A 12,136-nucleotide genomic window follows, 5' to 3' on the forward strand; every position below is an offset into this window, starting at 1 on the left:
TCGAACAGCTCGCCCTCGCCTACCCCGACCGCATCGAACCCCACCTGTAATCAAACCGACACCAAGCCGCTTACACAAAAGTCTTGACACGCCCGTGAGCAGTGATGACGGCTTGGGGCGAGCACGTCGCCGACTATCTCCGGCTGCGCCGCCAGCTCGGATTCACGCTCTCCTGGGACGAGCACCTCTTGGGCCAGTTCACTGCGCATCTCGACACCATCGGGACCAGGCAGCTCACGACTGTCGTGATGATCGAGTGGGCGAGCCTGCCCCGCCCTGACGGGGGCGCGGGAGTATCGCGAGCGGCGGTCAGAATGACAGCGGTGCGATCGTTCGCCGCCTACCTGCATGCCCTCGACCCGGCACACGAGGTTCCGCCGCGCGGGGTGTTCTCGCACCAAGCACGCCGCTCGACTCCCTACATCTACACGCCCGCCGAGGTCACCGCGCTGCTGCACGCGGCGCGAGAGCTGAGAAGGTTCGAGCGGTCGAGGATCTACCCGATCGTGTTCGGGCTGCTCGCCGCGACCGGCATGAGAGTCGGCGAGCTCCTCGCCCTGGACACCGACGAGGTCGACCTGGACGCGGGTGTCATCACCGTCAGCCGCGGCAAGTCCCGCGACCCCAGGCTCGTCCCGATCCACGCCACGGTCACGGAATCGCTGAGCTGCTACGCCTCCTGGCGGGATCGGCGTGACGTCATGGTCGTCGATGGCAGGATGCCGTTCTTCACCGACCATCTCGGCCGATTGACGCGGTTCACGACCGAGTACGCCTTCCAGCGTGTTCGTCAGACTGCTGGGCTCACCGCCGACGGGATACGTCCGCGGATGCACGACCTTCGGCACACGTTCGCGGTCACCACGCTGCTGGGTTGGTATCGGGCCGGCGCCGACGTCGCGGGTCTGCTGCCACGTCTGTCGACCTACCTCGGGCACACCAACCCGGCCAACACCTACTGGTATCTGACCGCGATCCCGGAACTGCTCGCCCATGCCGCCCGCATGCTCCAGGCCGCGCCGCAGAACGTGAAGGAGGCGCGCTCATGACTGCGTTCACCCCGCTGCTGCAAGCGTTCTTCACCGACCGGCTCGTCACCCAGCGCCATGCCAGCTCAAACACGATCGCTGCTTACCGCGACACGTTCAAGCTCCTGCTCACCTACATCCAGGCCGAGACCGGCACACCGCCGTCCGCGCTGGACATCGGCGATCTGGACGCGACTTGCATCGGCGGGTTCCTCACCCACCTCGAACGTGTCCGCGGCAACAGCGCCCGCACCCGCAACGCGCGCCTCGCGGCGATCCACTCGCTGTTCTCCTACGCCGCGCTGCGGCACCCCGAGCACGCCGACACCATCGCCAGAGTCCTCGCGATCCCCACCGCGAGAATCCAGCGCAACCTCGTCACCTGGCTCACCGACACCGAGGTCACCGCGCTGCTGGGAGCCTGCGACCCGGACACCCGCACCGGCCGACGCGATCACGCGATGTTCGCCCTCGCGATCCAGACCGGACTGCGCGTCAGCGAGCTGACCGGGCTGACCATCGCTGACATCCGCACCGGAACCGGTGCCCACGTCCACTGCGTCGGCAAGGGCCGCAAAGAACGAGCCACTCCACTGCTGCCCGACACGGTCGCAATCGTGAGCGCCTGGATCGCCGAACGCGCCGCCGCCGCGGCCACCGACTCGCTGTTCGCGACGACCACCGGAAGGCGCCTCAGCCGCGACGCGATCGAAGCCAGACTCCGCATCGCCACGGCTCGAGCAGCCGGATCCTGCCCATCGCTGGCGGGCAAGAATGTCACCGCGCACACCCTGCGTCACACCGCCGCGATGCGGCTGTTGCACGCCGGCGTCGACGCGACCGTCATCGCGCTCTGGCTCGGCCACGAACAGGTCGCCACGACCAGCATCTACATCCACGCCGATATGACCATCAAGGAGAACGCGATCGCGAAGACCACCCCGCCCGGAACAGCGGCTTCGACACCGCGCTACCAACCCGACGATGCGCTCATCGCCTTCCTCGAACGGCTCTGATTATGCCGACAACCGGAGCCCGCCCACCGCCGCTGACCTGGACCGTCCGAGCATCATCGGCATAACCACGACCACGGCATAACAGCAGCTATGCCGACATCGGCATAGCTGCTGCGACGGACTCAAAGGCCTCCCCGATGCGATCACCGCGATCTGGCCCCTCGCAACGGTGCAGCAGTGTGTCGCGCATCTCGTGCGGAACTCACTTCGTTACGCGTCGAAGAAGTACTGGTCCAAGATCACCGGGCAGCTCCGCGAGGTCTATACCGCTCCGACCATCGCAGCGGCCGAGGCGAGATTCGCGGAGTTCGCCGAGCAATGGCGGAGCCTGTATCCGGCGATGATCCAGATGTGGGAGAGCGCGTGGGGCGAGTTCGTGCCGTTCCTGAAGTTCCCGCCCGAGATCAGACGCCTCATCTATACGACCAAGGGGATCGAGTCGCTCAATGCCAGGTTCCGGCAGGCCACGAGACGCCGCGGGCACTTCCCCAACGAGCAGGCGGCGATGAAGGTGCTCTACCTGACGGTGCTCGAGCGGCGCCCGAATCGCACGAACCCGACCGGGCAGATCGCCAGCTGGAAAGCTATCCTGAATACCCTGTCCATCACCTACGGCGACCGCCTAGGAATCAACCAAGCCGAAGCCCCATACACAAAGGAACGGACAGACCCAGACCGTTCAGAGGCCGTGAGGTCTTGTCCGGCTTCTTCGCGAAGATCGAAGCGTTCGTCGATTCGGCGATCGGATAGCCCTTTATCGAGCCGACGTTCCAACCCTGCGGCGGAATCGATGGGAAAGTGAGCAGAACGCTCCAACTACAGTTGTCACTCGTTCCTCACGCTCCAACTGTATCGCGATTTCTGTTGTAGTTTAGACGGGTGGATGCAACTCGATTCGTAGATTCCGCGTTCGGTAGCGCGACGCGAGAGCCGGGCAAGAAGGACGCGTTCGTCTACTACCTCCCGAAGCCCATCCCTCGTCAGCTCGAGCTCTCGAGCACCGTTGTGGGCTCACTGTCAGAGGCGGATGCCGCCCTCGGTCACCTGCAGGGTCTCGGCATGCTCATCACCGACCCCAGTCTCCTCATCGGTCCGTATCTTCGCCGGGAGGCGCTTGCCAGTTCCCGTATCGAAGGTACGCAAGCGTCGCTCTCGGATGTCTTTCAAGCCGAGGTGGACGCCGACGCGCGAAACGATGACACAGCCGAGGTACAGCGGTATCTCGAGGCGACCTGGCAGGCCTACGAACTCGCCGGGACGCTCCCGATCACGCAGCGGCTCATCCTCCGAGTCCACGAGACGCTGCTGACCGGCGTGCGCGGTGAAGAGAAGTCGCCCGGTGAGTTCCGGCGCTCCCCCGTGTGGGTCGGCCGCGCTGGAGCCACCCCCGACAACGCGACCTTCGTACCGCCCTTGCCTCAGCATCTCGGTGATCTCCTCGCAGACTGGGAGCGATTCGTCAACGACGACGGCCGCAGCCTCCCCGCGCTCGTCCAGGCGGCGCTGATGCACTACCAATTCGAAACAATCCACCCGTTCCTCGATGGCAACGGGAGGATCGGCCGACTGCTCATCAACCTCCTGCTCATGGAACGTAAGCGCCTCCCATTGCCCTTGCTCTACCTCTCGAACTACTTCGAGACACACCGCGAGGAGTACTACGAGCGACTGCAGGCGGTGCGCGAGGACGCCGACATTGAAGGCTGGCTCGTATTCTTCCTCGATGCCGTCCGCGCCCAGGCGGATGACGCCGTCGCACGTTCGAGGCGCCTGATTTCCATCCGCGAGAGCTACCACTCGGAGGCGATCAAAGAGCGCTCGAGCTTGCCGCGACTCGTCGACATCATCGTGCGCAACCCCTTCGTGACGGTAAAGTCCGTGCAGGATCAACTCGAGCTGACGAATCAGGGCGCGCGAAACCTGATCAAGAACGCCGAAACGCGTGGCTGGCTCCGATCGCTCGGAACTCACGGCCGCGGCGGGCGCGAGCGCTGGTACTCACCCGCGATCTTTGAGGTCATCGAGTTGCCTATGAACTACACAGCGGAGTGATTCCGGGCCGGTCCCGGGCCGGGAACCCGGCTGGAACCCCGCGACCTGACGCACGGTGACCATCGTCGTGCCGCCGCGGGGGTAGAGCGTCGCGCCCTTCATCTGCCGCACCTGCTCGACGAGGAACACCCAGACGGGCTTGCGTCCCGGTTGGGTACCGAAGATGTACGACAGCTCCAGCACGCCGACCGAGAAGTCGTCGTCCGCGAACGACAGCGCGGGGGCTGCGAAGGCGCGAAGCGCGTCGATCACCTCGCGTCCGGCGCTGGGCGTGCGGCTGACCGTGATCTCGCGCACGCCGTCCGCGCCCAGCACGGAGCGCAGTCCGTTCACGCGCTGCTGCGCCGGCGAGTCGTCGAGGAACGAGGTCTCGGTCTCGCGCACGAAGACGACGCGGCGGTGCCCGTCGGCGAGCAGGCGCGCCCCCACCATCTGGCCGCCGCCGAAGTCGTCCACCCAGACGCTCGACAGCAGCGGATGCTTCTGGTCGATGAGCACCGTGGGCAGCCGGGCCGCGAGACGCTCGGCGGCGGAGTCCTCCAGCGGGATGCCCATGATCACGATGCCGTCGACGTGACCGCGCACCGGGAGGGTCTCGAGCAGGGGCGAGTCCGACGTGGCGATGTCCTCGTGGTCGAACACGACGAGCTGCGTGCCGTCGGGGCCGAGGGCCTCCATGGCACCGACCATCCGCTCGGCGAAGCTCGGATACGACGAGAACGGGGCGACGAGCGCGATCCGGCCGACGCCGGCCTTCGCCCGGGCGATCGCGCGCTCCTTCGGCACGAACCCGAGTTCGTCGGCCGCCTCCAGCACGAGTGTGCGGGTCTTGGCGCTGACGCGGGCGGGGTGGTTGATGGCGAGCGACACGGTGGAGATGCTCACTCCGGCACGCGCGGCCACCTCGTAGATCGTCGCGGGCGTGGTCATGATCCTCATCTCGAAGTGCTTCGAGCAAAGTATGCGACTTCGACGGGCCCGCGAAGGCGCGCGTCGTGCGCGGCCGGCGCGCGGACGGCGCGACTCCGTGGCATCCCCCCGCTGGGTATCGTGGCAGGGTCCACCGGAGGAGGAATCGATGAAGATCCGCGGCGCAGTGCTCGAAGAGATCGGGCGGCCCCGGCCGTTCGCCGACAGTCGGCCGATCACGATCGACGATCTCGAGCTCGACGACCCCGGCCCCACCGAGCTCCTCGTGCGCATCGAGGCGGCGGGTCTGTGCCACTCGGATCTGTCGGTCGTCGACGGCAACCGCGTGCGCCCGACCCCGATGCTCCTCGGCCATGAGGCGGCCGGCATCGTCGAGCAGGCGGGGGTGGATGCCTCGCGCGCCGGTTTCTCCGTCGGCGGCCGCGTCGTGCTCGCGTTCCTGCCGCGGTGCGGCGAGTGCGCGAACTGCGCCACGAACGGGCGTCTGCCCTGCATCCCGGGGACGGCGGCGAACAACGCGGGCGTGCTGCTCGACGACACGATCGACGGAGCCATCCGTCTGCACCGCCGTGCACCCGGCGCACCCGACAGCACCGACGGCCCGGGCGCCGCCGAGGACGTGCGCCACCACCTGGGGGTGTCGGGCTTCGCCACGCACGCCGTCGTCGACCACCGCTCGGCCGTCGTCGTCGGCGCCGACGTGCCGCCCGAGGTGGCGGCCGTGCTCGGGTGCGCCGTGCTGACCGGGGGCGGCGCCGTCATGAACGCGGGCGCCCTCGCGCCGGGAGAGGACGCGATCATCGTCGGGCTCGGCGGCGTCGGCATGGCCGCCCTCATCACCGCGGTCTCGCTCGGGCACGGACGCGTGATCGGCGTCGACGCGGTACCCGCCAAGCTCGAGCGAGCGCGCGAACTCGGCGCCGACGAGGTCTACACGCCCGATGAGGCGATGGATGCCGGCATCCGCACCCCGCTCGTCGTCGAAGCGGCCGGGCACCCGCGCGCCTTCGAGACCGCGTTCGCGCTCACCGCGCCGGGTGGTCGCACCGTCACCGTGGGCCTTCCCGCACCGGCGGCGCGCAGCGAGATCTCACCGCTCACCATCACCGCCGAGGCGCGCACGATCATCGGCTCGTACCTCGGGTCGGCGGTGCCCGCGCGCGACATCCCGCGCTACGCGCAGCTCTGGCGCGAAGGCCGCCTGCCCGTCGAGGAGCTCATCAGCGACACCATCGTCCTTGACGACATCAACACCGCGATGGACACCCTCGCCGACGGAAAGGCGATCCGCCAGATCATCCGGTTCTGACCCGCGACGCGGGGGCGTTGCGGACGCGGTTCGGGCGCGGTTCGGGCGCGGTTCGGGCGCGGTTCGGGAGGGAGCACGGACCGACGGGCATCCGGTCCTCCTCGCAGGGTGAACGGCGGGGAACGCGCAATCGACGGATTCGCGTCGCGCGCGGGGGGGATCACGCGCTAGAGTGACAACGAACGCAGCGTGAAACGAGTGGGGTCGTCACGCGATCCGGGGGGATATAAGCGTTCTCTGGGGACGCGAGCGCTTCGGCGCTCGCAGTGATGCGCACATTGCTGGGGGGGCATGATGCGAACACGCAGTGTTGTCTGTGAGACGGCGCGATGAGCGCGATCGACGAGGTCGCGCCGGCGCTGCACCTGCCGGGATTCGGCCCTCGGCTGGTTCCGCGCGAAGCCGCCATGGCTCCGCGCGCGTCGGAGACGCTGGCGAGTCGCCAGCAGTGGGAACGCCGCTACCGCAGATTGCTGCGCGTCAGCGACTCCGCGGTGATCATGCTCGCCTGCATGCTCGCGTCGGTGTTCTCCCTGCTGGCGACCGCCCCCCATATCCTTGCCGCCGACCCGTGGCTGCTCGTGCGGGTTCCGCTCAGCGCAGCGGTGATCTGGCTCGTGACGCTCAGCCTGTTCAACACGCGCGACGCATCGATCATGGGTGCGGGCGTGGGCGAGTACAAGCGGGTCGCGCACGCCACCGGGCTCGCGTTCGGCGTGCTCGCGATCGTCTATGTGCTGTTCGAGTGGGACGGCGTGCGCACGCAGCTGTCGTTCGCACTGCCGGCCGGCATCGTCGCGCTCGTGTGGTCGCGGTGGCTGTGGCGGCGGTGGCTGTGCCGTCAGCGCGCGCTTGGGCGCTACTCGTCGCGCACCGTGATCGTCGGCGCGCGCGACGAGGTGGAGTACGCGCTGCGCACGCTCGGTCACGAGGGACGGCTCGGCTACAACGTCGTCGGGGTGACGATCCTCGACGCGGCACCGCCGACCCTCGTCGTCGACGGAAACGTGTACGCCGTCACGCACGGGGCAGACGCCGTCGGCGCGACGGCGAGCGCGCTGCGCGCCGACACCATCGTCGTGGCCAGCCAGCCCGCCGGCGACCCGACGTTCATCAAGCGTCTGGCGTGGGATGTCGAGGGGACCGCGGCCGAAGTGGTGCTCTCGAGCCGCATCGCGGACGTCGCCGGTCCGCGGATGTCGCTGCGCCCCGTGGAGGGAATGCCCCTGATCCACGTGCAGATCCCGCAGTTCGAGGGGGGCGCCTACCTGCTCAAGCGCGGCCTCGACCTGTGCGTCGCCACGGTGGCGCTGCTCGCGTTCGCGCCCGTCGCGCTCGTGATCGCGGCGCTCATCAAGGTGGATGACCCGGGGCCGGTGTTCTTCCGCCAGTCGCGGGTGGGTCGCGACGGACGCGAGTTCAGGATGCTGAAGTTCCGCTCGATGCGAGTGGATGCCGAGGCGCAGCTCGCCGCGCTCCGCGAAGCCAACGACGGGGCGGGTCCGCTCTTCAAGCTGAAGGACGACCCGCGCGTGACGCGAGTGGGCAAGATCCTGCGCCGCTACTCGCTCGATGAGGTGCCCCAGTTCTGGAACGTGCTCATCGGCGAGATGAGCGTCGTCGGGCCGCGCCCACCGCTGCCCGACGAGGTCAGCACCTACGACACGGCGGTGTCGCGGCGCCTCTACATCAAACCGGGCATCACCGGTCCGTGGCAGGTGGGCGGCCGGAGCGACCTGACGTGGGACGAGAGCGTCCGCCTCGACCTGCGCTACGTCGAGAACTGGTCGGTGCTCGGCGACCTGCAGCTGATGTGGCGCACCGCGCGCGTGATGATCCGACCCGAAGGGGCCTATTGATGGTAATCGACCAGCGCGAGGATGTCTCGCTCGGCGAGGCCCAGACGCGACGATCGCGGCGGCCGCGCGCGGCGACGAGAACGCTCGACATCGCGATGATCGGCACGCGCGGCATCCCCGCGGCGTACGGCGGATTCGAGACCGCCGTCGAGGAGGTGGGCAAGCGGCTGGTCGAACGCGGCCACCGCGTCACGGTCTACACGCGCGGCTCCGAGCGGCGCGAACGCGAATACCTGGGGATGCGGGTCATCCATCTGCCCGCGCTCCGCCAGAAGCAATTCGAGACTCTCAGCCACACCGCCCTGTCCACCCTCCACGCCATCACCCGCAAAGCTCCGGATGCCGCGTTCGTGTTCAACGCCGCGAACTCCCCACTCGTGCCGCTGTTGCGCGGACGCGGCATACCGGTTGCGCTTCACATGGACGGTCTCGAGTGGAAGCGTTCGAAGTGGGGAGCGCGGGGCAAGGCATATTACCGCTGGGCGGAGGAGTTCGGTGTCCGCTGGGCGGACGGGCTGATCGCGGATGCCCCGGGGATCGCCGAGTACTACCGGACGGAGTTCGGGGTGCCGACGGAGCTGATCCGCTACGGCGCGCCGATCCTGGACACCGCCCCCGTGGAGGGCATCCGCGACCTCGGCCTCGAGTCGGGCGGATACCACCTGGTCGTCGCCCGCTTCGAGCCGGAGAACCACGTCCTCGAGATCGTCGAGGGGTATCGCGCGAGTAGCGCCACGATCCCGCTCGTCGTGGTGGGGTCGGCGCCGTACGGGGCGGAGTACACGCAGCGCATCCAGGCCGCCGCGGAGGGAGATCCTCGGATCCGTCTGCTGGGCGGCGTTTTCGACCAAGACCTCCTCGACGCGCTCTACTTCCACGCGCGCACGTACGTTCACGGGCACTCGGTGGGAGGCACCAACCCCTCGCTCCTGCGTGCGATGGGGGCCGGCACCGCGGTCGTGGCATGGGATGTGACCTTCAACCGAGAGACGCTCGACGACCTCGGCTGGTTCTTCGAGGATGCCGACGAAGCGGAGCGTCACTTCTCCGCTCTGGAGGGCGACACGGAGATCCCCGCCCTCGCCGCCGCGGTGAAGGAGCGCGCGCGAGCCCACTTCCGCTGGGACGATGTCACCTCCGCCTACGAGGACCTCGCGCTGCGGATCGCCGGCGGAGCATCGGTGCACCCGACAGCCCGGCGGGTGCGGAGGACGGTGAATACGTGAGCGAGCTTCTCGAAACGCGTGAGGTCGAGTCGGAGGCGCGCGCGACCTCTCGCCGTGAACAGCGCGCATCCCTCCGCGGCCTGACGCGATTGCAAGACCTCGAAAGCAGGCGCGGCACCTTCCTCTCCATGGGTTCGAGCGCGATCGCCCGCTTCGCCGTGCTCCCCCTCAGCGCCATCCTCGGCATCATCGTCACGCGGATGATCATCGAGCACTACGGGGTGGCGACGTACGGGCAGTACATCCTCCTCGTCGGCATCGCCGGCCTTATCCCCTTCAGCGACCTCGGACTCACCGCCGCGATCATGAACGCCGTCGCCGGTGCCAAGGACCCCCGCTCCGATACACACCTGAAGCTCGTGCTGGTCTCTTGTCTCCGACTGCTCCTGGGTTGCTCCGTCGTCGTCATCAGTGTGGCGCTCTTGCTTTATGCGACGGGAATGTGGCCGGTGCTCCTCGGATCGGGGCTCACCGCTTCGACGGGCGCGCTCGCGGCAACGCTGTGCCTGACCGTCTTCGGCTTGAACATCCTCATCGCCTTCGGCCAGCGAATCCTCGCCGCACTCGGGCTCAACGTCGTCGTCATCGTCCTGGGCGCCTTGCAGACGCCGATCGTGCTGCTCGCGCTGTGGGTGATGATTCAGACGTCTGCCGACGGCGGCTACCTTCCGGTGGTCTCCTACCTCGCCACGACGGTGATCTGCCTCATCGCCATCACGATCGCGGCTCGTAAGATCAGCCCGATGCTGGGGACGGCCGTCCGGGCGGCGGCCCATCGCGGGACAAAGGGCGAGCGCGTCTTCCAGACGGCATGGCCGATGGTCGTTCAGATGATCGCACTGCCCATCGCGATGTCGTCAGACCGGCTCGTTCTGAGTCTCGTGGGTACCGTCGAGGATCTCACCGAGTACAGCCTCGCCAATCAGATCTTCTCCCCCATCTTCGCCGTGGTGACCGCGGCCGGCTTCTCGCTCTGGCCGATCTTCGCGCGAGCGCGCGCCAATGGTGCCGCTCCCCCGGTCTCACCCGGAAGGATGTCGGCGACGTTCGCGGCCGTGGCGGCGGCCGCATCTCTCGTGCTCTGCCTTCTCTCCGGATGGCTCACCGACCTCGCATCCGGCGGGCGGATCCAACTCAGCGCTCCGCTCCTCGCGGCGTTCTCGGTGTTCATCGTGCTGCAGTCGGCGAAGTATCCGTTCGGCATGTATCTGACGGATGCCTCGGGGTTGCGCTATCAGGCACTGTGGATTCTCGGCATGCTGCCGGTCAACCTCGGCTTGACACTGACCCTGATTCCGGCTCTCGGTGCGGTCGCGCCAGTCATAGGATCCATCGTGGGGGTGACGTTGTTTCAACTGATTCCGAACTGGGTCCTCGTGCAGCGGCGCATCCGGACTCAAAGAAGTGCGGTCGATGCCCTGGACGCCGAGACGTGAACCATCCTGCAACAGTCGACACAGCGGTGCGCGACAGTGCAGCACCTCGCGCTCGGGTGCTCGCCGTCCACCCCGGTGCGGAGATGTTCGGCTCAGACCGCATGTTCCTGGAAAGCGTCATCGGACTCGCCGCGGCGTGCGAGGTCGTCGTCGCACTCCCCGAAGACGGCCCGCTCGCAGCCCGCATCCGCGAGGAAGGGATCAGAGTCGAGCTGGCACCGATGCTGACCCTGCGCAAAGCGCTCCTGCGACCGCGAGGGTGGTTCACGCTGGCACGCGACACCATCCGCAATACCGTGTCCGCACGCTGGCTACTGCGAACGCATTCACCGGACGCGGTCTACGTGAGCACCGTCACGTTGCCATTGTGGCCGGTGATCGCCCGCATCCATGGACAGCGCGTCGTGTCCCACGTGCACGAAGCCGAGTCGACCGCAGGTTCGCTCATGAGGCGCGCGCTCTATGCGCCCCAGCTCGCCTCACACGAAATCATCGTCAACAGTGAGTTCAGCCTCCGCACACTCGTCGCGTCCTTTCCGTCTCTTCGCAACCGTGTGCGTCTCGTGTTCAACGGGGTTGTCGGTCCCGCGTCACCGAGTCCCATTCGCCAGGAAGCGCCACGGCCCGTGCGTCTGCTGTTCATCGGCCGTCTCTCACCGCGTAAGGGCCCTCACATCGCGATCGACGCGCTCAAGATCCTCCTCGACGGAGGTATCGACGCGAGCTTGGATGTTCTCGGTGCCGCGTTCCGCGGGTACGAGTGGTTCGATGACGAGTTGCACACGATGACCGACCGACTCGGACTCCGTTCGCGCGTTCGCTTCCATGGCTTCGAGGAAGAGGTATGGTCGCGCTTGAACGGCGCTGACATCCTTCTCGTGCCGTCAATCGTCGACGAAACGTTCGGCAACACGGCCGTGGAGGGCATCCTGGCGCGTCGTCCCGTCATTGCGAGCGACACAAGTGGACTCCGAGAAGCAGCGGGCGGGTACCCCTCCGCGACTCTCGTGGCACCGGAGGATCCTGACGCGATCGCACATGCTGTGCAGGAGTTCGTCGGCCGATGGCCTGACCTTGGCCGCGCGACGGAGCTCAGCGCGGACGTCGCACACGATCGTCACGCGCCTGAACGCTACCGCAGCTCCATCGCCGCGGCCGTCACGGAACACCTCAACCACCCGCTGACCCGGAATCGTACGCCTGGACCATTACGCTCGGATCACAGAGAGAGCTGACCACCGCTGGGCGGCCGAGGACGACTACTCATCCGCTCAGCCTCG

General features: G+C 67.6%; 9 protein-coding genes and 1 pseudogene. 9 read left to right on the plus strand and 1 reads right to left on the minus strand.

The genetic code is table 11. The features are described 5' to 3' along the window. Positions 1-323: 323 nt before the first annotated feature. The 4 genes and pseudogenes from LOK55_RS05475 (at position 324) to LOK55_RS05490 (ending at position 4,096) form a co-directional block, all read left to right on the plus strand. Positions 324-1,049: a tyrosine-type recombinase/integrase gene (locus LOK55_RS05475; protein WP_229934573.1), complete on the plus strand. Its 726-nt coding sequence runs from the start codon at positions 324-326 to the stop codon at positions 1,047-1,049. After that, entirely contained in the window at positions 1,046-2,044 is a 999-nt protein-coding gene (locus LOK55_RS05480) for a tyrosine-type recombinase/integrase (protein ID WP_229934574.1), read from the plus strand. Before LOK55_RS05475 ends, LOK55_RS05480 begins: the two co-directional genes overlap by 4 nt. 121 nt (positions 2,045-2,165) lie before the next feature. Continuing rightward, positions 2,166-2,846 (plus strand): annotated as a pseudogene (locus LOK55_RS05485) (transposase); the annotation flags it as partial. A gap of 77 nt (positions 2,847-2,923) precedes the next feature. Further along, a complete protein-coding gene (locus LOK55_RS05490; protein ID WP_196324732.1) occupies positions 2,924-4,096 on the plus strand; it encodes a Fic family protein in 1,173 nt (390 codons plus the stop codon). Here LOK55_RS05490 and LOK55_RS05495 read toward each other — a convergent pair. Beyond that, entirely contained in the window at positions 4,043-5,026 is a 984-nt protein-coding gene (locus LOK55_RS05495; RefSeq protein WP_229934576.1) for a LacI family DNA-binding transcriptional regulator, read from the minus strand. The two genes, LOK55_RS05490 and LOK55_RS05495, sit on opposite strands and share 54 nt — an antisense overlap. Positions 5,027-5,174: 148 nt before the next feature. On the opposite strand from LOK55_RS05495, the gene LOK55_RS05500 reads away from it, so the two are divergent. From LOK55_RS05500 to LOK55_RS05520, 5 genes are all read left to right on the plus strand, one after another. Further along, positions 5,175-6,335 carry a zinc-binding dehydrogenase gene (locus LOK55_RS05500; protein ID WP_229934577.1) on the plus strand — a complete coding sequence of 387 codons (1,161 nt, stop codon included), beginning with the start codon at positions 5,175-5,177 and terminating at the stop codon, positions 6,333-6,335. A gap of 329 nt (positions 6,336-6,664) precedes the next feature. Then, entirely contained in the window at positions 6,665-8,194 is a 1,530-nt protein-coding gene (locus LOK55_RS05505; RefSeq protein ID WP_229934578.1) for a sugar transferase, read from the plus strand. Next, positions 8,194-9,420, plus strand: a complete 1,227-nt coding sequence (locus tag LOK55_RS05510; RefSeq protein ID WP_374107622.1) for a glycosyltransferase — start codon at positions 8,194-8,196, stop codon at positions 9,418-9,420. The genes LOK55_RS05505 and LOK55_RS05510 overlap by 1 nt, the downstream gene beginning before the upstream one ends. After that, a complete protein-coding gene (locus tag LOK55_RS05515; RefSeq protein WP_229934579.1) occupies positions 9,417-10,856 on the plus strand; it encodes a lipopolysaccharide biosynthesis protein in 1,440 nt (479 codons plus the stop codon). The genes LOK55_RS05510 and LOK55_RS05515 overlap by 4 nt, the downstream gene beginning before the upstream one ends. Positions 10,857-10,957: 101 nt before the next feature. Continuing rightward, positions 10,958-12,091, plus strand: coding sequence for a glycosyltransferase family 4 protein (locus LOK55_RS05520; RefSeq protein ID WP_229934580.1), 1,134 nt, complete (start codon positions 10,958-10,960; stop codon positions 12,089-12,091). Positions 12,092-12,136 lie beyond the last annotated feature (45 nt).

Source organism: Microbacterium sp. F2E (assembly GCF_020905435.1).
Classification (GTDB): Bacteria; Actinomycetota; Actinomycetes; order Actinomycetales; family Microbacteriaceae; genus Microbacterium; species Microbacterium lacticum.